22 protein-coding genes and 1 pseudogene are annotated in these 19,520 nt (G+C 70.8%); 8 read left to right on the top strand and 15 right to left on the bottom strand.

Annotated features, from left to right (window positions below):
* Positions 1 to 67: 67 nt before the first annotated feature.
* Together ACTWPW_RS13415 and ACTWPW_RS13410 are read right to left on the bottom strand one after the other, a co-directional pair.
* A complete protein-coding gene (locus ACTWPW_RS13415; RefSeq protein ID WP_375108589.1) occupies positions 68 to 397 on the bottom strand; it encodes a hypothetical protein in 330 nt (109 codons plus the stop codon).
* Positions 381 to 1,370, bottom strand: coding sequence for a LysR substrate-binding domain-containing protein (locus tag ACTWPW_RS13410; RefSeq protein WP_443168943.1), 990 nt, complete (start codon positions 1,368 to 1,370; stop codon positions 381 to 383). The genes ACTWPW_RS13415 and ACTWPW_RS13410 overlap by 17 nt, the downstream gene beginning before the upstream one ends.
* A 66-nt stretch (positions 1,371 to 1,436) precedes the next feature.
* On the opposite strand from ACTWPW_RS13410, the gene ACTWPW_RS13405 reads away from it, so the two are divergent.
* Positions 1,437 to 2,756, top strand: a complete 1,320-nt coding sequence (locus tag ACTWPW_RS13405) for an MFS transporter (RefSeq protein ID WP_443168899.1) — start codon at positions 1,437 to 1,439, stop codon at positions 2,754 to 2,756.
* A gap of 24 nt (positions 2,757 to 2,780) precedes the next feature.
* Here ACTWPW_RS13405 and ACTWPW_RS13400 read toward each other — a convergent pair whose 3' ends face one another.
* Positions 2,781 to 3,698 carry a MerR family transcriptional regulator gene (locus ACTWPW_RS13400; RefSeq protein WP_443168898.1) on the bottom strand — a complete coding sequence of 306 codons (918 nt, stop codon included), beginning with the start codon at positions 3,696 to 3,698 and terminating at the stop codon, positions 2,781 to 2,783.
* A gap of 1,091 nt (positions 3,699 to 4,789) precedes the next feature.
* Between ACTWPW_RS13400 and ACTWPW_RS13395 the strand changes: the two genes are divergently transcribed.
* Positions 4,790 to 6,166 carry an RICIN domain-containing protein gene (locus ACTWPW_RS13395; RefSeq protein ID WP_375108593.1) on the top strand — a complete coding sequence of 459 codons (1,377 nt, stop codon included), beginning with the start codon at positions 4,790 to 4,792 and terminating at the stop codon, positions 6,164 to 6,166.
* Positions 6,167 to 6,259: 93 nt separating this feature from the next.
* Here the strand turns inward: ACTWPW_RS13395 and ACTWPW_RS13390 are convergent, their stop codons facing one another.
* A complete protein-coding gene (locus ACTWPW_RS13390; protein WP_443168897.1) occupies positions 6,260 to 6,790 on the bottom strand; it encodes a hypothetical protein in 531 nt (176 codons plus the stop codon).
* Positions 6,791 to 6,805: 15 nt separating this feature from the next.
* Complete coding sequence (locus tag ACTWPW_RS13385) at positions 6,806 to 7,123, bottom strand: hypothetical protein (protein WP_443168896.1); 318 nt, start codon at positions 7,121 to 7,123, stop codon at positions 6,806 to 6,808.
* Positions 7,124 to 7,341: 218 nt separating this feature from the next.
* Here ACTWPW_RS13385 and ACTWPW_RS13380 point away from each other — a divergent pair, with 218 nt between their 5' ends.
* The gene (locus ACTWPW_RS13380) at positions 7,342 to 7,995 is read left to right on the top strand and encodes a DUF4352 domain-containing protein (RefSeq protein WP_443168895.1); all 654 of its coding nucleotides are present in this window, start codon (positions 7,342 to 7,344) and stop codon (positions 7,993 to 7,995) included.
* A gap of 144 nt (positions 7,996 to 8,139) precedes the next feature.
* Positions 8,140 to 8,238: pseudogene (locus ACTWPW_RS13375) on the top strand (transposase); the annotation flags it as partial.
* A 265-nt stretch (positions 8,239 to 8,503) separates the two neighbouring features.
* Here ACTWPW_RS13375 and ACTWPW_RS13370 read toward each other — a convergent pair.
* Positions 8,504 to 8,764, bottom strand: a complete 261-nt coding sequence (locus ACTWPW_RS13370) for a pyridoxamine 5'-phosphate oxidase family protein (protein WP_443168894.1) — start codon at positions 8,762 to 8,764, stop codon at positions 8,504 to 8,506.
* Positions 8,765 to 8,809: 45 nt separating this feature from the next.
* Here ACTWPW_RS13370 and ACTWPW_RS13365 point away from each other — a divergent pair, with 45 nt between their 5' ends.
* From ACTWPW_RS13365 to ACTWPW_RS13355, 3 genes are read left to right on the top strand one after another with little or no spacing between them, the layout of a single operon-like run.
* On the top strand, positions 8,810 to 9,805 hold the full coding sequence (locus ACTWPW_RS13365; RefSeq protein ID WP_443168893.1) for a hypothetical protein: 996 nt from the start codon (positions 8,810 to 8,812) through the stop codon (positions 9,803 to 9,805).
* 9 nt (positions 9,806 to 9,814) lie between these two features.
* Positions 9,815 to 10,117: a hypothetical protein gene (locus ACTWPW_RS13360; protein WP_375108599.1), complete on the top strand. Its 303-nt coding sequence runs from the start codon at positions 9,815 to 9,817 to the stop codon at positions 10,115 to 10,117.
* Positions 10,069 to 10,329, top strand: a complete 261-nt coding sequence (locus ACTWPW_RS13355; RefSeq protein ID WP_443168892.1) for a hypothetical protein — start codon at positions 10,069 to 10,071, stop codon at positions 10,327 to 10,329. The genes ACTWPW_RS13360 and ACTWPW_RS13355 overlap by 49 nt, the downstream gene beginning before the upstream one ends.
* 119 nt (positions 10,330 to 10,448) lie before the next feature.
* On the opposite strand, the gene ACTWPW_RS13350 is transcribed toward ACTWPW_RS13355, so the two are convergent.
* Complete coding sequence (locus tag ACTWPW_RS13350) at positions 10,449 to 11,675, bottom strand: MFS transporter (RefSeq protein WP_375108600.1); 1,227 nt, start codon at positions 11,673 to 11,675, stop codon at positions 10,449 to 10,451.
* Positions 11,676 to 11,725: 50 nt separating this feature from the next.
* Here ACTWPW_RS13350 and ACTWPW_RS13345 point away from each other — a divergent pair, with 50 nt between their 5' ends.
* Entirely contained in the window at positions 11,726 to 12,781 is a 1,056-nt protein-coding gene (locus tag ACTWPW_RS13345; RefSeq protein ID WP_443168891.1) for a LacI family DNA-binding transcriptional regulator, read from the top strand.
* 322 nt (positions 12,782 to 13,103) lie between these two features.
* On the opposite strand, the gene ACTWPW_RS13340 is transcribed toward ACTWPW_RS13345, so the two are convergent.
* The 8 genes from ACTWPW_RS13340 to ACTWPW_RS13305 all read right to left on the bottom strand — a co-directional run bounded on the left by ACTWPW_RS13340 (position 13,104) and on the right by ACTWPW_RS13305 (position 19,506).
* Positions 13,104 to 13,157 (bottom strand): hypothetical protein, encoded by a 54-nt coding sequence (locus tag ACTWPW_RS13340; protein ID WP_443168942.1) that lies wholly within the window; start codon positions 13,155 to 13,157, stop codon positions 13,104 to 13,106.
* Between the two features lie 22 nt (positions 13,158 to 13,179).
* Positions 13,180 to 13,341, bottom strand: a complete 162-nt coding sequence (locus ACTWPW_RS13335) for an HU family DNA-binding protein (RefSeq protein ID WP_443168890.1) — start codon at positions 13,339 to 13,341, stop codon at positions 13,180 to 13,182.
* Positions 13,342 to 13,390: 49 nt separating this feature from the next.
* On the bottom strand, positions 13,391 to 13,729 hold the full coding sequence (locus tag ACTWPW_RS13330) for a hypothetical protein (protein ID WP_443168889.1): 339 nt from the start codon (positions 13,727 to 13,729) through the stop codon (positions 13,391 to 13,393).
* A 243-nt stretch (positions 13,730 to 13,972) separates the two neighbouring features.
* Complete coding sequence (locus ACTWPW_RS13325) at positions 13,973 to 14,944, bottom strand: CU044_5270 family protein (RefSeq protein ID WP_443168888.1); 972 nt, start codon at positions 14,942 to 14,944, stop codon at positions 13,973 to 13,975.
* Entirely contained in the window at positions 14,941 to 15,540 is a 600-nt protein-coding gene (locus tag ACTWPW_RS13320) for an RNA polymerase sigma factor (RefSeq protein ID WP_443168887.1), read from the bottom strand. Before ACTWPW_RS13320 ends, ACTWPW_RS13325 begins: the two co-directional genes overlap by 4 nt.
* Before the next feature lie 720 nt (positions 15,541 to 16,260).
* The gene (bla, locus tag ACTWPW_RS13315) at positions 16,261 to 17,241 is read right to left on the bottom strand and encodes a class A beta-lactamase (RefSeq protein WP_443168886.1); all 981 of its coding nucleotides are present in this window, start codon (positions 17,239 to 17,241) and stop codon (positions 16,261 to 16,263) included.
* Between the two features lie 771 nt (positions 17,242 to 18,012).
* Positions 18,013 to 18,843, bottom strand: coding sequence for a maleylpyruvate isomerase family mycothiol-dependent enzyme (locus ACTWPW_RS13310; RefSeq protein ID WP_375108605.1), 831 nt, complete (start codon positions 18,841 to 18,843; stop codon positions 18,013 to 18,015).
* Positions 18,844 to 19,350: 507 nt separating this feature from the next.
* Complete coding sequence (locus tag ACTWPW_RS13305; protein ID WP_443168941.1) at positions 19,351 to 19,506, bottom strand: sigma factor-like helix-turn-helix DNA-binding protein; 156 nt, start codon at positions 19,504 to 19,506, stop codon at positions 19,351 to 19,353.
* Positions 19,507 to 19,520: the final 14 nt, after the last annotated feature.

The following is a 19,520-nucleotide window of genomic DNA, read 5'->3' as shown; positions in this document are numbered from 1 at the left end:
CGCAGGCGGGCAATGGTAGCTGAATCTTCCACACGGAATCTGGAGCCCGTCAATGACGTGTAGAACTTCACGGGCGGCGGTCGAGCGCCTGCGCCCACTTGACGGCCACCGCCGCCACCTGGATGAGCTCGGCCCGCAGCCGGTCCGGGTCCGACTCGGCGAACGCCTCCCGCACCTCCTCCTCCAGGATGTGCCGCCAGGTCAGCGCCCCGGCCTCGGCCGCCTTGTCGGTCAGCCGCCGGGCCAGCTCCGACTCCGCCGCCATGCCCTCGCCTCCGGTGCCGTCCGGCAGCACCTGCATGCCGAACTTCGCGTCCTGGGCCGCCCGCTCGGCCGCCACCTCGCCCAGCACCCGCGCCAACGAACCCGCCACGCCCGCGTCACCGTCGTGTGTCATGATCCCCAGTCTCGCGCAGGTCATGGGACGGGGGAGCCGGGCGGGGCCGGCGGAAGGCGGGCCCGAGGTCGGTGCGGCCCGAGCAGACGTGGTCGCGGAACGAGCGGGCGGCCGGGGTCAGGCGCTCGCCGGCCGGCCAGGACACGCCCACCGTCCTGAACAGCGGCGGTGACAGCGGGATCTCCACCACGCCACCGGTGGGCGCCTGGTCGGAGCGGGGCAGGACGGCGACCCCCAGGCCCGCCGCCACCAGCCCGCGCACGGTCTCCGACTCCTGCCCATCGAACGCGATCCGCGGCTCGAACCCCGCCGCCGCGCACAGGTCGTCGGTGATCTGCCGCAGCCCGTACCCGTGCTCCAGCGTCACCAGCTCCTCCCCCGCCAGGTCGGCCGCCCGCACCCTGGCCCTGGCCGCGAAGCGGTGGGACGGCGGGGCCGAGAGCACCAGCTCCTGCTCGGCGAGCGGGCGGCTGACCAGGTCGGGGTCGTCCAGCGGCAGCGGGGCCACGAACACCAGGTCGATCTCGCCCTCGCGCAGGGCCCGCAGCATGTCCTGGCGCGAGCCCTGCGCCAGGCTGAAGCGGACCCCCGGGTTGCGCTCGCGGAAGCCGCCGATGAGGGACGGCACGAGCGTGCGGCCGAGCAGGTGCAGGAAGCCGAGCACGATCCGGCCGCTGCCCGGGTCGATCTCCTCGCGTACCTCCCGGGCGGCGGCGGTCACGGTGGCGAGCGCGCGGGTGGAGGCGGCGGCCAGGATGCGGCCCGCCCTGGTCAGGCGGATGCCGCGGCCGGACGGGAGCACCAGCGGGGCGCCGACGAGGTCCGAGAGGGCGGCCAGGCGGCGGCTGGCGGTGGGTTGCGGGATGCCGAGGAGCTCGGCGGCGCGCGTCACGTGGCCGGTCTCCCCGACGGCGGCCAGCAGCGCGAGGGCCGGGGCCAGGCGGGCGGCCAGCGCCTCGTCGGATTCATCCATCACAGTATGAATTATCGCCCATATCCGCATTGGACGTATTTATTAGCCTTGCTTAGCGTTTGGTGGGTGGTAGTTCTCGAAGCCTCCCCATTCGCCGACACGCGGCGGGTCAGTGCGGCCGTCGCGGCGGCCGGGCTGTCGTCGTTCGCCCTGCTGTACGCGCCGCAGCCCGTGCTGCCGCAGCTCGCGGCCGCGTACCGGCTGGATCCGGGCACCGCGTCGCTGGCGATCGGGGTGGCGACCGCCTCGCTCGCCGTGGCGGTGCTGCCGCTGGCGTGGGTGGCGGGGCGGGTGGGGCGGCGGCGGGTGATCGTCTGGTCGGTGGTGGTGGCGGCGGTCCTCGGGCTGCTGCTCCCGCTGGCGCCGTCCTTTCCGGTGCTGCTGGCGATGCGCGGGGTGCAGGGGGTCGCGATCGCCGGGTTCGCGGGGGTGGCGGCGGCGTACCTGGCCGACCAGGTGGGCACGGCTCGGCTGGCCGGTGCGGTGGGAGCGATGATCGCCGGGAACTCGGTCGGAGGGATGTCGGGGCGGCTCGGGGCCGGGTTCGCCGCCGAGCCGCTGGGGTGGCACGGGGCGCTGGCGACGGTCGCCGGGGTGTCGTTGTTGTGCGCGCTGTTCGCGGTGGCGACGCTGCCCCGCGCGGAGGCGGGCCCGGCGGCAGACGCGGGGGCAGGCGCGAAGGAAGGCCCGGAGGCAGGCGCGGCGGCAGGCGCGGCGGCAGGCGCGGCGGCAGGCGCGGCGGCAGGCGCGGCGGGCTGGGGTGCCGGCAGGGGGCCAGGTGCGGGGGCTCGGGTGACGGTGGGGCTGGTGGTGCCCGTTCTGGTGGGGGCGCTGGGCATGGGGGCGTTCGTGGCGCTGTACAACGCGGCCGGCTTCCGGCTGGCCGCGCCGCCGCTCTCGCTCGCCCCGGCCGCCGCCTCCCTCGTCTTCCTGTCCTACGCCATGGGCACCGCCTCCTCGGCCGCCGCCGGTCGGCTGGCCGGTCGCCTGGGCCGTACGCCGGCGCTGGTCGCGGCGCTGGTCGTCACCGTGTCGGGCTCCGTGCTGACCGCCCACCCGTCGCTGCCGGTCATCGCCGTCGGCTTCGCCGTGCTGACCGCCGGGTTCTTCGCCGCGCACGCCATCGCGAACGCCTGGGTCACCGCCGCGGCGCCCCCGCCCGCCCGGGGCCGGGCCGCCGGCCTCTACACGCTCTGCTACTACCTGGGCAGCGGTGCGGGCGGCACGGCGGGGGCCGTGGTGTACGGCCACGCGGGCTGGACCTGGCTGGTGGCCATGACGTCGGCCTGGCTGCTGCTGGCCGCCCTCGCCGTCCTCCTGACGCACCGCGAGGCACCGCGAGGCGCCCTCCGGAAGGGCCGGCGGGTCAGGACGGCCGGCGGGTGACGTTCCGTCCGGCCGCATGGCGGGTCACGTGACGGAGCGCTCCAGGGAGTCGGTCAGCCAGGTGAGCGTCGCGCCGATCGTCGCCTTCTCGCCGCTGACCTCGCCGACGAGCCGCCAGTAGCGGACCACCCGCGGGTCGCGGTCCAGCTCCACGGTGGCCAGCAGTTCCCGCCGGAACTCCGGGGTGTCGCCGCTGCCCCGGACCGTGGCGTGGGCGGCCACGAACCGGTCGAGCTCGGGCCCCTCGCGCGGCGCCGCACCGGCGATCACCAGGGGCTCGGCCAGCATGACCGCCTCGCCGACGCCGGACATCAGCTCGTCCTCGTCGCGGATCACCCGCATGTTGGCGCGCGCCCGGTCCAGCAGGCTGCGGGTGAGCGCCCGGTCGCCGGCCAGGACGACCAGCTCGGCGTACGCGACCACCTGCGTCGGCGTCGGCTCCGGGGGCGGCGCGGGCGCGGCCATGGCCACGAACGAGGCGAACAGCTCGCCGGAGACGGGCGAGACCAGCTGCCGCCGCCAGAACTCCACCAGCACGTCATGGGCGGCCGGGCCGCGCTCCACGGCGGCCAGCAGTTCCAGCCTGGCCGCCCGCTCGGCGGGGCCGGCCTCCTCGATCGCCCGCAGCGAGGCCCGCCGCCAGGCCAGGTTCGCGAGCTGGACGTCGAGGGCGGCCCGCTCGGCGGAGACGGCGTCGGCCACGGTGCACTCGCCGGCGAGCACGCGCGCTATCGTGGCCAGCCCGAGGCCGAGCCCGCGCAGCCGCCTGACCAGGCCGAGCCGCTCCACGGCGGCCCGGTCGAACCTGCGGTGGCCGCCGACGCTGCGCACCGACGCGATGATGCCCTCGTCGCAGTAGAAGCGGATGGTCCGCACCGGTACGCCGGTCAGCCGGGCCAGGTCGCCGATCCCGAGCGTCTCGTCGCGTAACGGCACTTGCACCTCCACCTCCACGGGAACCGGATGTCTCCATGACACCGATACCTTGGTCGGCCGGAAAGGCCCTTCCCTGTACATGCTGCCCGCTCCCGGCGAGAGCCGGGCGCTCGCACGCTCCGGCCCTCGACAGGGGGCTTCCGCGACAACCACGACGGGCGCAGTCCCCATCATGGAGTGCACCGTGCGAGTCCGCGTCCACCCGGGCAGCGCGATCACCGAGGGCCGGCGCGCCACCCTGGTGGCGGTGCTCGACCGCTCCCCCGCGGAACGGGTACGTGTCTCGGCGTTCACCCTCTCGATCGGCCACGCGAACCCGACCGGGTGGCTGGAGGCCCGGCTCGCCGAGCGGCCCCGTGGCGCGTTCCCCCGGGCCAGCCTGAACGCGGACCGGCGGAGCTCTCGCAGCCGATCCAGGGTCAGGCTCAACCTGACCTCGAAACGCAGACCAGCGAGGAGGAGTGGCCATGACCGAGCTGACCTCCGCCGGCTTCGCCGAGGGTGACCGGGACGGGATCTTCGAGCCGTACACCCGGTCATGGCCCACATCGCGGACATCGTCCGTCACCGCACCGCCGACGGCGCGTGGCACCCGTACGCCGAGCACGGCGACACCCCCGAGCCCGCTGCGGAGGCGCGCTCGATCCTCGACCTGCTCCAAGCGCCGAGCCGGCCGAGCTTGCCGGAGGCTGGAGGACCAGCGCCGTACGAAGCTCCGCCCGATCGCCCGGGCCGCACAGGCCGCACAGGCCGCACAGTCAGGCAACCCCAGACGTCGTCTGACCGTGCGGTCCCCCTCAGCCTCCATGCTTGTCGCTCGGAGATCCTCATCAAAAGATCTAAATGTGAAATGCGAAGGCAAGCCCCTTCGCCCGATTAGTTCCGCGCTTCCCATTGCAACCAAGCATGTGCTTGGCAAATTGGCAAGAGTTTCCTCCTCGTGGACGAGGTCTCATGGATGGCCACATTCGGACGTTGACGGCCGCGTTGCCGAAGCAGACGATCCAGAAGGCTCCCAGACATAACACGGCCAGATCGGGCCGGAAGGGGGCCGGCGGAACAAGAAAGTTCCGTTTCGAGCGGAGGAGGGCGCCATCATGGAGGTCGGTTATAGCTACCGGCTCAAGAACAAGCGCAGCGGCCTGTATTTGACCAGCTGCGACTTCTCCCCCGACAGCTTCGCCACCCAGTGGAAGCTCGAGAGCACGGGTAACGCGCGGCTCTCCCAGACCTGGCACCTTTTGGCCCTGGACAACCAAGAGTATCTGATCTTCCAGAAACTGGGAGGCAACCTTCTCACCCCCAACGACTACTCCAGCAGCAACGCACGAGTAAACCTGTTTCCTCTGCAGAACACCGAGGACCAGCGGATACGCAACAGCCAAATCTGGAGAATCACCCCTGCGGACAACGGCTACCACACCATCAGCAACAAAAACGGCGGGCTGCTCCTGACCCCCAACAACTTCAACACCGACCAAGACCGCATCAACACCTGGTATCCCGAGGACGGCCAATACGCCGATTCGCAACAATGGGCTCTGGAACGGGCTGACACCTATCCCCAGATTGCCACCGCCACAATCGGAGCGACCGGCAACCAGCCGAGCGACATCATCCGGCTCACCGGCTACGCGCCCACTCCCCAAGACACCACCAACGAGATACTGATCGGGCAGACCATCCTGCCCGCCCCGCTGGTTTCCGACCCGTCACTGGACAAGACCCGGCAGGCTCAGACCAGCCCTTACTACCTGCTCAAGCGGTACGGCTTTTACAAGCGGGTCTACTACTACGAGCACGGCGGTGGGGTGCGCCAGCTAAGGTCCGAGGAAGTCACGGTCGGCATGACCACCACCAACGCCTTGGAGGTGGAAAACACCACCACCATCTCGATGACCCATGAGTCCGGCATGGAAGCCGACGGGTTCACCGCCTCCATGAGCATCACCATCAGCAACGAGCTACGCGTCATGGTCTCCAGGTCGACCACGGAGGAAAACCGCCGCACGGTCAAGGTGGAGCGCGAATACTTCGCCGACGGCAAACGCATCGCCCAGGCGGTGTGGTTCCGCGGCGACCGCTACGTCCTGCACCGTACCGACGGCTCTCAGGTCTTGGCGTGGGAAACCCTGAACGATCAGAATGCCATCAACGATGCCTACCCGCGGGTCGCGGTCCCCACCAACGCACTCACCAGCTCCACGTCCGCCCTCGCCCGCGGGACAGACTTCACCCTGCAGTACTCCACCGTGCCCGAAACCGTCAGCGCCAAGAACTGGATCGGCCTCTACCCCGCCAGCAAGAAACCCGGAGACGGAGAGGCCATCGTCTGGAAATACGCCCCCGACGCCAGCGGCCTCATCACCCTGGCCACGACCGCCGTGCCCGGTCCCGGAACCTACGCGGCCTGGTACTGCCACAACGACGGCTACACCGTCCTGGAGGGCCCGCTCACCGTCACCGTGAACTGACCCGCACCGGGTGCGAACGGGACGCCCACGCGGCAACGGCGCTCTCTGCGGATGAGGCCCGCAGAGAGCGTCGCCGGGTCAGGCGACGGCTCATCAAAGTGATCGCTGATCAGGAGATTCGCACCTCGGATGCAGCACCACAAAGCCGGCCTGCCCGGGAAGCCGGGACACGATCACGAGGGCGAGGCCCAGGAAGTCGCGATCCCAGTACACCGGGACGCCGCAGGCGCTGTCGGCCAGACCGAGGGGAACTCCGTAGGGCGGAACGGTCAGGCCGGAGTTGCCGACCAGGCCGAGGACGGCGTAGTGGCCGGCGTTCGGACCGGCCCCGTTGGCGGCCCGCAGGATGTGCGGGCCGCGCCCGGCGAACACCACCCGATGGGTGCACACCGCCGCGGTGCAGCCGATGTCGAGCCAGCCGTGACTGCCGTCCTGGTGACCCTTCTGGATGCTGCGGACGGCGGCGATGCACAGGTTGTGGTCGTCCACGGTGGCCGGGTCGACGCGCCGTCCCGTGTAGTGGATCTTGGCTACGCGCGTCCGGGAAATCCGATCGTACGTGCCGCGCGGCGCTCGGGCCCGCCAGGCCTCACGGTCGATGAGGCCGATGAGGTCGACGCCCACAAGCCCTCCTACGGTCTAGAGTCCCAGCGCCAGGAGCAGCGCCGCGGCGATGATGGTGGGCGAGAGCTTCGCGGTGATGAGCGCGCCGACGACCATGCGGCGGTCGGCCGTCCGCTTCTCGTCGTCGCGCAACCGCTGCTCCTTGAGATCCGTGGCCTCGCTTTCCACGGCGACGAACCGCTGCTCGACGGCCTTCTGATGCGCCTCATACAGCTCGACGGTGATGACCCTGTCGAGGCGGGCGGTGATGCCGTCAAACCGTGTGCCGAGGTCTCGTTCGATACGAGCCAGACTGCGTACCACCTCGCCCAGCGTCGGCTCGTCGGCTGTCATCGTCACAGGGCTCCCTCGCTGGTAGATGTCCGGATCTGGACACGTGATCCATGCCAACCAGGCGCATGCTTGGAACGTCCCACAGCGTCCGCTCACATCTCTGGAGTCGCACTATGGGTTACCCGCCCCAGCCGCAAGGGCCCTACGGCCAGCAGCCACCGTCCCAGCCCTATGGCCACAGCGGGCCCCCACAGCCGCAGTATGGGTACCAGCCGCCCATGCCTCCGCCGCCTCCGAAGCGCAGCAACCTCGGCCTGATCCTCACCCTGGCGATCGGCGTTCCGCTCCTGCTCCTCGGTGGATGCGCCGCTGTCGTGCTGGTTCTGGCTCCCACCAGCAGAGAGGCGGTGGTGACGGAGGCCGGCTCTCCGAACGCGGTCATGCCATCCAGCCAACCGCCGGCGGAGCAGGCCCAAGAGCAGCCCGCGCAGGAACAGCCCGAGCAGGAACAGCCGTCCACGGCCACCGTCGGCGGGGCGATCACCTTGGAGGGCATGGACCCTGGCCTGAAGATGCAGGTGACAGTGACTCGCGTCGTAGACCCGGCCACGGGCGAGCAGTTCTCGAAGCCTCAAACGGGCAACCGGCTCGTTGCCATCGAGCTGACGCTGACGAATGCCGGTGAGGCCGTGTACAGCGACTCTCCGACGAACGGGGCGATGCTGATCGACGGTGAGGGCCAGCAGTATCGGACGTCGTTCCAAACGGTACAGGAGGGGCAGTCGTTCGGCGGCTCGGCGACGATCAACAAGGGCGACTCACGCAAGGGTGTAATCGTGTTCGAGGTGCCGGATGGGGCCAAGCTGGCGAAGCTGCAGTTCGGGTTGAACAGCGGGTTCGCTGATCAGAAGGGCGAGTGGACGCTCAGCTGACCGCAGATAACAGCGTCAAGAATGTCGGCAGGTAGAAGACGAAGCCGGCGTGGACGTTGGTGCGTGTTTGAGAAGATCATCCATGTTCGGCGTGGCGGCGTGACGTTGGATGCCGGTGGCGTCAGGGTGGCCGCATACCCCCCGATCGTCACCTCGGATCTGACCGATGTGCAGTGGGAGCCGCTCGAGCCGTTACTGCCCGGGCCGAGCACCGGCGGACGTCCGGAGAAGCATCCGCGCAGATCACAGCGCGCCATGCGAAATTCGCACTTACCAACAATCGGATGAGAAGCAAGATCCTTTAGTGCCACCCCGTGCCCTTGTGCGACGGTTCGTGCCACCTCAACAGGTTACGCGTGTCAGGCCTTGCCGGGGCCTGATGGCGCGTGACGGGGCGGACTAGCACGCACCGAGCACGGCCGCCGCCCCATTCGGTCGTTGCATCATGGCTCCGCGGGGGAAGTGGCTACCCGGCGGCGAGTGGGGGCCATGATGAGGAGTCGTGCACCTAGGCGATCTTGCTGGACCGGAGGCACAGTTCGACGGCGTGGCGGACCAAGCCCTGCCCATCACGCACGTTCACCGGAACCACGGCCTCCGACACCGTCACGTGGGAGCTGAGGATCGTACCGGGATTGGAGCGGATGACGATCTGCCCGTCCACGACGAGATGGTTCACCGGCCGGACTGCGGGCAGCGCCTGGCGGGTGAAGACGATCCGGCCGAATGGCACCCTGGCCAGCAGGCGCAGCGCCTCGGGCTCGAGCATCTCCACGGACTAAGCTGGCTGGTGAGCCCACAGCAAGGATCGCCAATGCCTCGCCTCAATGTCGCTATGACCCACGGCTCCAGGAACGTCATCCTGGTCGCCGACGGCGCCCCCGACGACCACTTCACCGCCGCCGACCTGCCCCGCGCGGTGCGGCGGCTGTGCGCGTGGAAGGGCGGCAGCGACGGCGTCTACTTCGTCAGGGACGCCGCCGACGGCACCGCGGACGCCTGGTTCTTCAACCCGGACGGCTCGCCCGCCCTGCTGTGCGGCAACGGCATGCGCGCCGCCGGCCGCCTCGTGCTCGATCGGCACCAGGTCGACGAGACGGTCCTGCGTACCGGCCCCTACTCCTTCACCGTCCGCGCCGCCGGGAGCACCGCCCAGGGCGTGCGGCAGGTCGCCGTCGAGCTGCCCGCCGTCGACTTCACCCCCCGCGACCCGATCGTGGCGGGCGTCGCATGGCCGTACGTCGACCAGGCAAACCCCGCCTACAGCTCCCGGCGCACCGTCACGGCCCTCGCCGTGCCGAACAGTCACCTGATCACCCTCGTGGACCGCTACGACGAGGACGAGCTGGTCACCACCGGCAGCCGCGTCGCCGGTGACAGCGCCGCCTTCCCCCTCGGCGCCAACGTCTCGTTCGTCCAGCGGCTCGGCGAGGACGAGGCCTTCATCCGCACCTTCGAGCGCGGCGCCGGACTGACGGAGTCGTGCGGCTCCGGCGTCTCCGCCTCCCGCGCCACCCTCTCCCGCCTCGGCCTGGCCGACCCCGGCACGCGTGTGCTGGTCCGCAACCCGGGCGGCCCCTGCCGCAGCTGGCTCCAGCGGACCGGCGACGCGTGGCAGCCGGTCCTCGAGGGCAACGCCACCGTCATGCTGCGCGCCGAGGTCGGCACCGCCGATGTCCTCGGCGACGCCCCGCTCGACGTCGCCGTCGAAGCCTTCGGGGACGAGACGGAAGCCTTCGACGCCCTCTTCCAGGACAACCTTAAGGCCCTCCGCGCCGCCGGAATCGATCCTGCCGTCGCCACTGTCTAAGCTTCCGCCGTGAACGACACCGAACATGGCATACGGATCAGACCGGGCACCCTGGCCGACGCCTCGGTCATGCTGGACATGCTCGACGCTGCGGTGGTCTGGATGAACGACCGAGGCAATACCGAGCAATGGGGCACGACACCGTATTCGCAGAAGCCCGGCGCGAAGGCGAAGATCGAGGGGCTCATGGCCGACAGCGCCCCCTACATCGCCGAGCTGGCAGGAGCACCCGTCGGAGCGATGGTGCTGGACCCCGGCCCCAGATGCCCATCGCACCGGCCGGGGAGCCCGAGCGGTACGTCCGGCTGCTGATCTCCGACCGGCGCTACGCCGGCCGGGGCATCGGGGCGACGCTCCTGGCCCACGCCGCGGACGAGACCCGGCAGGCCCGCCGTGGAGCTGCTGCGGGTCGACTGCTGGGCAGGCGGCGGGGGCCGGCCGGTCGCGTTCTCCGAAGGCAACGGCTCCACCCCCACCCGAGCGCTTCCCGTACGGGACAGGTCCTGGCCCGCCGGGTCGCCTGACGTCGAGAGCGCACGCCGGCGACTCACCGGGGCGTGCTCACTGCTCGGGCGGCTTGCGGTAGGTGGCCGCTTGTCTCCCTTGCCGGGTAGGCCGACCTCGCCCGCGACGAGCTGTCCCGTTACGCGCGCGGCCTGCCCGTCGCTCCTGCTTCGGCGGTGCCGCGCCATGCGGGAGAGGGGACGACGGCTCTGAGCGCGGGCCACGCCAGCAGCGCCAAGGCCGCGGCGAGTGCCGCCACGGCCAGCATGGCGCCCGGCAGCCCGGTCGCCTGCGCCCAGTGCCCCACATATACCGGCCCGGCGAGGTAGCCGAGATAGGCCAAGGTGGACACGACCGAGGTGGCGGCACCGCGAGCAGCGGGGACGTTGGCGGTGACCAGGCCGAGCACGGTGGGGAAGACCACGGCGGTGCCGACGGCGGCCAGGGCCAGCCCGAGCAGAGCCAGAGGGAGAGACGCGGTGAGGGCGAGCAGGGACGTCCCCGCCGCGGAGATCACCGCGCCGGTGGTGAGGACGATCCAGGCGCGACGGGTCTTCACCGCGCTGATCGCGAAGCGGGTGAGCGAGGCGGCAAGTGCGAAGACCGCGGGCCCAGCGCCGACCAGCGCGGGTCCGGCGTGCACGGTATCGGCGAGGTAGACGGCGCTCCAGCTCTGGTGAGCGTTCTCCACTGCGAATCCGAGCGCACCGAGTCCGCCCGCGACAAGCAGGAGCGGCAGATGAGCGCGCAGACCCGGCCGGCTGTGCGCGGTTGAGGTGCGGGCGTGATCATGACGGCCGGAATCAGCCTGCGTGCGACCGCCGGTGACGATGGCGACGCTCACAGCACAGGCGGCGAGCATGACCAGCAAGTACGGCACGACCACGGGCAGGCCGGCGGCGTTCAGCAGGCCGGTGACGAGGCTCGCCGTGACCACGGCCAAGGAGAAGAAGCCGTGCCCTCTGGCGATGACCGGACGGCCGTTGGCCCGTTCGACGGAGCCGGCCGCCGCGTTGATCGTCACGTCCGCAGCGCCGGACGACGCGCCGAGCACCGCCAGTCCCACGGATAACGCAGGCAGGTCGCGAGCGGTGACGGCCACGGCGATGCCGGCGATGCCGAGCGACGTGAGCGTGATCGCCGTGACGCGATGCCCCCACCGGTCCACGGCCCTGCCCGCGAGAGGCATTGCGGGCAGGGCGCCGGCGGCGACGAACAGCAGCGCCGTGCCGAGCTGGCCATCGGTCAGCCCGGCCTGGTCGCGAATGGCGGGCACGGACGCGCCCCACACGCCCCAGAACGCGCCGAAGACAGTGAATCCCGCGTACGCCACCCAGGCTCGGATGTGACCATGATCGGTGTCCATTTGTGTATCGGTACACATGCGGTGTAACGATACACAAGATAGGGTGAGGCATGGCCAAAGACCCTTCTCGGCCCCGGCCGACCATGGCGGAGGTGGCCCGCGCGGCGAAGGTCTCAGTGATGACCGTTTCCTATACCTACGCCCAGCCTGATCGCGTCTCCGAACGCACCCAGGCCAGGGTCCGCGAGGCCGCCGCCCGATTGGGATACCCCGGCCCTCATCCGGGGGCCCGCTCGCTGCGCCGGGGACGGACCGGCAGCCTCGGGGTGGTGCTCGGCGAGCACCTCACCTACGCCTTCGAGGATCCCCAGGCCATCCGGTTCCTGGCCGGCGTCGCCGAAGTCTGCGCCAGTCACGGCCTAGGGCTCACGATCGTGCCCATCACCGGGGCGCCCTCCGACACCGACCGGGTCGCCGAGGCCGCGGTGGACGGTTTCGTCGTCTGGACGACCAGCGACGACGACCCCGTGCTGCCAGCGGTGGCCGCCACCGGTCTCCCCGCCGTCGTGCACGGCGGACCACACCACCGGGACGTGCCGATCGTGGCCATCGACGACCGTGCCGCGGCCCGCGCCGTCGCCGCCGAGGCCCTCGCCGGCGCCCGGCGGCCGATGGTGCTCAGTTTCCCGCTCGATCGCGCCCGGACGCCGGGGGTCCGCAACGGGCTGGATCCGGCCGAGGCCACTTTCCGCGTGACCCGTGAGCGCCTGCGCGGAGTCCGTGACGCCTGGGAGGCGACCGGCGGCCGATGGCCGCAGGTGCGGGTCGCGGTGTGCGCACGCAACAGCGCGTGCGAGGCCGATTCCCTGGCCACGGCGTTCCTGAAGGGGTCGGACGCGCCGGACGCTGTCATGGCCATGAGCGACGAACTCGCCCTGGGCCTGATGCGAGCGGCCGCCCGTGCCGGTCTCGCCGTCCCCGGCGACCTCGCCGTCACCGGCTGGGACGACACCGACGCGGCCGCCGCCGCCGGGCTGACGACCGTCGCGCAGAACCTGCGCGCCCAGGGAGCCCGCTGCGCGCAGCTGGTCCTAGGCGAGGAAGCGGCGGCTGAGACCGGTCCGATCGAGTGGCGCCTGGTCCTGCGCGACTCCACCCGGCGATGACCCACGGTCAAGCGCGCACTCCGGGCAGGGGACCTGGCCTGACCGGGTCCGGCTTCCTCGGGCGGCTGCATAGCGCCAAATCCAGTCCGATCCTCCCCGAAGGGGCGGCTCCTGGACGAGGAAGACGACCCCTTGGCGGCCTGGCAGGAGGCCATGGCCGAGTCGGGTGAATCCTCCCCCGCTGCCGGGAACCGGCGACTGCCCGACCGAAACGCGCGGCTGCAGGGAGAAGCCGTCACGCGGGCTGACCTGCGACGATCACTCCACCTTGGGGTTGGGGCCACGTTCGGTGAGGAGAAGGCCGGTCCCCGGGGCGGTGGGGCTACGTTCTCACGGCGTCCTTGAGGCTCTTGCCCGCGGTGAAGCCGGGCACCATGGCCGCGAGGATCTTGATCGCCTCACCGGTCTGAGGTTGCGGCCGTGCGCTCGGCGCGGTTCTTGACCGAGAAGGTGCCGAAGCCGATCAGGACGACGTCGTCGCCATGGCTGAGAGCGGGGGTGATCGTATCGAGGGAACACGACGTGACCAGCGCCAGAGCCGGCGGCGCCAGGATCTCCATGCCGTTCTCAGGCCCCCGTAACCTCCCGCGAACCGCAGCCGCATCCTGATCACTTACGCCCTTTACCGCCGCCCTTGCCCGGCGAGCGAAGCTTGTGCCCGTCTTTGGCCTTGCCCGTCTTACTGGTGATCTTCTTGGCCTGGCCCGGCGGCACGGATTCCGCCGCGGCGGTGCGGGCGGGTGGTCCGGCCTGGTGCCGGTTGGCCGGCGTGCCGCGTTTGATGGCCGCGGGCTCCGCCTGCAGGAGTGCGGTCGATGGTGGCGGGGCCGACGCGGTGGGCGTGGCGGTGAGGATGGCGGCGGGTATCCGCCGCTCCGCGGCGGGCGCGCCGGCCGGCCGGCTTGGCCAGGAGGTGGCTGCTAGCACGGCGGCGACCAAGACGGTCACCGCCGCTGCCGGCCGCGGGTGCGTGGTCCACCGCCGGCGCCCGGCCGGATGAGCGGCCGGCCGCTTATCCGGCCGCATCCGGGCGGGAGCCTTGCAGGCGGCAGCCGACGTGAGGCTGCCCGCGGGATCGGAGCGGGTCGGGTGGCACGGCGACAGTGGCCCTGCGGGCCCGGCCGCTACCGACGCGGGCGCCGCCGCCATGGCACCGGTGACCGGTCGCTCTCCCGCTGGACCCGGACACCGTCACTGGCGACGCCCTGGCTCCTCGACCACGGCGGAGTCGAGGAGTGCCTGGCGCTTGTCTCCCAAATATCGATAGGTTCGCGAGTCGAGCACGATCAGTTGGTTGCCGAAGACCACCCCGATGCCGTGCCGCCCGGCGTAGTCGGTGGCGTCCTGGACCCGCACCCCAGGGATCTTCGCAAGTGCCCGGTAGAGCGCGGCGTTCGTCTTGGCCGGGATGAGTTGGTTCTCCCGGAAGAGCATGGCGATCACGCCGAAGGTGGTCACGTCCCGGCCCTTGTCGCGGTAGTCCTTCCTGATCCGCGCGAGCAGGGAGTCCGGGTCGATGGGCAGGCCGGCCACGTAATCGTAGAGCTTGTTCGGCGTACGGTTCACGACGCCCGGGCCACCGATGGCACCCCCGTTGAACCGCGGGTCAGGGTGGCGGGGTTGCTCGCCCGGGCCGAGAATGCGGCTTCTTCGAAGCTTGCCGCCCTGGACGGACGTCGCCTTCTCCTTGCCGTCGAACTTCCACCACTCCTCAACCGTGACCTTCCCTCGCACCTCCGCCGACCGTCCGCCCGAATCGTCGGGCTTGAGGGCGAAGTCGGTCAGCTGGCGCGTGTAGACCCACTGGTCGCGGGCCGGCCGAGGGGGCGTGCTCTGCCGCTCGACAGCGGCGGCCGCCAGTTCGAGGGTCCCCAGGGTCACGTCTGGAGTGGATCGCGGCGTCCCGCCGGAGGCCGCGGCATGCGGATCGTCTCGCGGCGGGTCCTCGAGCAGCCCGGCGTACCCGGTCGCGACGACGATCACGGCGGCTCCTGCCGCCACCAGGCCGGTGATTGCCGCACGTCGCCCGATCGGGCGGCGCCGCGCCGGGACGGAGTCGAACTCGTGCCGCAGACGGGCCAGCGCCCGTGCCTTGGCCATGGGATCGTCCGGCGGCACCGCGGGCCGGAATCGGCGAATCAGGGCGATGTCCTCCTCGTTCATGCGTCCACCTCCGGGAGTCGCAGGGGGTTGGTGTCGCCGAGGCTTCGGCGCAGCTTCCGGCGGATGCGGTACAGCCGCGATCCGACCGTGCCCGGCGGCACGTCCAGCGCCTGCGCGGCCTCCTCGTATGTGAGATCAGCCCAGGCGATCAGGAGCAGCAGGTCGCGTTCGGCGGCCGACAGCCGCGCAAGCGCCGAAGCGATGCGCGGGGCCAGCCGCTGGGCGGTCAGCCGCTCGTCGCTGGCCTGGTCGAACGATTCACCGGCAGCCTGGGCGTCCGCCCGCGCGAGAAGCCGGCGGTGGCGGCGTTCAACCCGCCAGTGCTGCCGGATGAGGTTGGTCGCGATGCCGTACAGCCACGGCCGGGCGTCGTTCCTGGTCTGGTCGTAGCGTTGCCGGCCGCGGAAGGCGACGGCGAAGGTCTCCGCGCCGACGTCCTCGGCGGACTCGGGCCCCAAGCGCTGGGCGATGTAGCGGTAAATCTCGTCCCAGTGCCGCTGGAAGATCTCGGCGAACCTCTCCGGCTCGCCGCGGGAGGCGCCGATCACCTCGCCGTCGGTCCTTCCTCCGACATCCGGAGGTCTTGTGATCGCCACCAGGCTTGTCTCCTCTGAAGCGCCGCATCGGTTCATCTGGTACTTGGCGCGACGCCCGCCGCCTATTCCCTCTTTTTCTAACGCTCCCGCCCGACCCCGCGAGGATTGCGAACCTGGTTCGCCATCAATCAACGCGCGTGTTGCCCGGGCTCGGGCAAAGGCCGATTGGACCGAATCGGGACCGAGACACTCCACATCGACATCACCAGATATCTCTACTGCCCGTTCACAGGCTGGCCGGTGGCCTGAACGACCTGGCGGGTAGGCCTAGGAGGCGACGCGGCCGATCACTCCCCTGCCGACTCGGGCAAATGAGCGATGCGTCGATGGCCGCCCGCGGATGCTGGAGAGTACCCGTCCCGGACGGGTAGGGCAGGAGCGCCGCGTGCGGTGGTCCCCGCGATGTTGCCCCCTTGGTGGCGAGCCCGACCTCTTCGCGCCGATCGCTTTTGCCGACCGTCTCTTCGTTGGCCCGGAGGGCAACACCTCTAGCGCCTGCATCCACATCGCGGTCGTGCTGGACGAGCGCGGCGTTGCTCCGTCACGCCTCCCCGGATACCTCGATCCGATCCCCAACAGGCAGCGGCCTCCACGCAATCCTCGGTCGCGCCGAACTCGCCGAGGGGCGCCTCGGTACCGTCATCCCGCCATGCGCACGTGAGGCCGAGGACGTTGAACCGCGTGGCCTGGTTGCCCTCGTGTCCGGCTCGGTTCAGGTGGTCAGGGCAGCTTGCCCAGGGCCTTGGCGGCGATCGTGGCCGCGTTCGCGATGACCTTGTTGTCGTACGTCGCGTCGGCCGCCTTGCGGTTCGTGTAGACGGCGATGACCAGCGGCTTGGCGTGCGGCGTCGGCCAGGCGACCGCGATGTCGTTGGCCGTGCCGTAATTGAAGCCGCTGCCGGTCCTGTCACCGACGGTCCAGGTCTTCGGCAGACCGGCGCGGATGCGGTCGTCGCCGGTGGTGTTGCGGCGCAGCCAGTCGTTGAGCCGGGCCCGGTCCTTGGCGTGCAGGGCCGTGCCGACGGCCAGCTGGGTCAGGTCGCGGCCCACATCGGCGGGGGTGGTGGTGTCCCGTTTCTCATTGGAGTTCCAGTAGTTGAGGTCGGTCTCGATGCGGTCCAGGCGGGTGATGCGGTCGCCGAGGGACCGGGCGAACCGGGTCACCCCGGCAGGCCCGCCGATCTGCTTGAGCAGCATGTTGCCGGCGGTGTTGTCGCTGTACCTGAGCGCCGCGTCGCACAGCTCGGCGACCGTCATGCCGTCCTTGAGGTGCTTGCCGGTGATCGGCGAGCCGTCCACGACCTCGCTCGCCTTCCAGTAGATCACCCGGTTGAGCAGCTTCGGGTCGGACTGGCGAGCCTTGCGCAGCACCGCTGAGGCGGCCAGGGCCTTGAACGTGGATAGCAGGGGGAACCGCTCATCCGATCGGTACGCGAACGTCCGGCCGGTGCCGGTGTCGTAGGCGTACACCCCGATCCGGCCCTGGTAACCGGCCTCCAGGCGGCGCAGCTCGCGCTGGGCAGCGGTCGGGGAGTGCTCCGGCATCCCAGCGACGGATGCGCTGGCCGCCACGCCGGCCGACGCCGACGCCGACGCCGACGCGGTGCCGGTGCCGGTGCCGGTGCCGGCCCCCAGGACGGCCAGGACCAGCCCGGTGACCCGCAACGCCGCGCCGGGACGGGAATGACAAAGGTGACGCATCAATGATCCTCGCTCTTGACCGGTGTCGGAGAGGCGAGCAAAGCAGCGTCGTCTTTCGAGTGTCAAATATAGATATCAGTCATTAATATATGTAAGTTCGGATATCAGTGCAGGTGGAATCGCCAGGCTGTTCAGTTCCTGCACCACCGCTGCATCGGAGTCCACGTTCACGACCTCGCCGGGCGAACTGCCGCCTTGGCCAACAGCGGCTGAGCTACCAAGCCACGCGCAGGTGAGCCTCCGATCGAGATCCCAGGCCCAGCGGGCCCTGCGGAGGATGACACCCGCACTGGTGCCTGCCGTCGGGCCGGCAGCACGGAGGGGTACGGCCCGCGCGGCGCGCGTAAAGGAATTCCTCGGCGAGCGCGGCGACCCGTCCGCCGAGCCCGGCCGCGCCGGCAGTGGCCGCCTACCCCATGGTCCAGGAGGCGCGGACCAACACGCTCAAGCACGCCCGGGGCGTCGAGGGCCAAGGTAACCGTCGGCTGCGGGCCGCGTGAGGTGACCGACGATGGTCCGGGATGTGGCGAGATCGTCGAACGGCACGGCCTGGCCTGGCCGGCATGCGGGAACGGGTGCATGCACTCGGCCGGCGCGTCACCGTCGGCCCGCCGCCGGGCGGCTTCTCGGTGCGGGCGCGCAGGCTCGTCTGCATAGGGTCGAGGGCGCCGGGGGCCGCCCCGCGAGACCGCCGACGTCCTCGGCCGGATGACGGCGGTCGTGGAGGAGTTCCTGGACGTCATCGGTCACGAGCGTCAGCCCCCGCGAAACCTACGCGACGACCGCCAGCAACGTGGTCGCCGCCGCGGCGAGCGCCGGGTCTCCCTTCAGGTCTGCGCGCTCGCGGGCTTCCACGACGGTGATGCCCCTGGTGGCGAGCCGCCAGAAGGTGTCCTGGTCCATCGTGACCAGCGCGGCGGGGTCCTCGTCCGCCGGGGACATCACCCATCGGCCCGCGCGCCTGACCGCGGACCACCGCGCACCGGCAGGGCCGATCACCTCCAGCGTGACCGCCGTGCCCTCCGGGTGCTCTTGCTCTCTGAGCGCGTACGGCAGCGCCCGGGCGAAGACGTCCAGGACCGGCCCCATCAGCTCAGGGCCGTCGGCTCCGGGGACGGAGACGGCGTCGCGCACCTGCTGCTGATGCACCCAGAACTCGGTGTACTCGCGAGCGATGTCCAGCCACGCCGGGCTGTCGACGTCGGTCGAGGCCCAGGACACGTTGAGGAGGGCGGGTGCCTCCAGGTCGTGGGAGACCCACACGGCGTCGAGCTGACGGCCCAGGTGGTCCAGCAGGTCCATCATCACCTGCGGGCTGAGCTGGCGTGTCGCTCGGACGAACTCGTCGTTGACGCGCGCCAGATAGGCGGGCAACGTCTCGTCGGCGGCAAACACGGCACCGCCGTACCCGTCGCGACTGCCGGAGAGCCGCCGCATGTAATCGTTCAGCACGTGGCCGACGACGTCGTGGACATCCCAGCCGGGGCAGACCGTCGGTTTCATCCAGTCAGCCGGCCCCAGCGACCCGAGCAGGTCGAGCATGGCTTCCCGCTCGCGCGGGAACAGGGGACGGATGTCGATGACCGGGCCGAAGATCGTCATATTCCGACAGTATCGTCTCAGGCCCCGCCAGATCGGCGCGGGCTGCGGCAGTTCGGTACCCGCCGCCCTGCACGCGGAACATAACCGAGCGAGACGGTCTTGGTCCGCTATTGGTGCGAACACGGCTGCCATGAGGGAGTTCAAGGAACTCGCGGCACGGACCTATGGCGGCAGGACAGTGACACGCGCAACTCAGGTGCCCCTCCATGACTGCGGACGCCAGGTTCGAGCTCAAGACGCCTCTCGCCAGTGCGGGTTCGCCCTGGCGCTTCGGTGCTTAGAGGTTGCCGGTGCTTGCGGAGGGTCTCCGCCGGCACCGGCCCTGGGCCTGCGCCCGGGGCGGGGATGCCGAGCAGCGCGGCCCACAGCGCCCCCGACCACGAGCACGCGGCGCCCCAGCGCCCACCCGCGTCCCCGGATCCGGGTCAGCAGTCGCCGGCGCTGCGGGATGATCCAACTCCTTGCCCGGTTCGGGAACCTCGGCGCCAGGCGTGCAGCGATCGCAGGTCATCCATCGAAAGACTCCTCTCGGGTCGCCGGATTGGATCCGCCGAGCGCCTGACGTGTCTTGGCCCTGGCCCGGTGCAGGCGGAACCTGACGGTGCCGACCGGGATGCCCGGCGCGCGGGCCACGTCCTCGTACGACATGTCGGCCCAGGGCACAAGTAACAGCACCT

The organism is Nonomuraea sp. KM90 (assembly GCF_052246675.1).
Lineage (GTDB): Bacteria > Actinomycetota > Actinomycetes > Streptosporangiales > Streptosporangiaceae > Nonomuraea.
The sequence above is the reverse complement of the archived record's forward strand: the minus strand, read 5'-3'. Positions and strand labels throughout refer to the sequence as shown.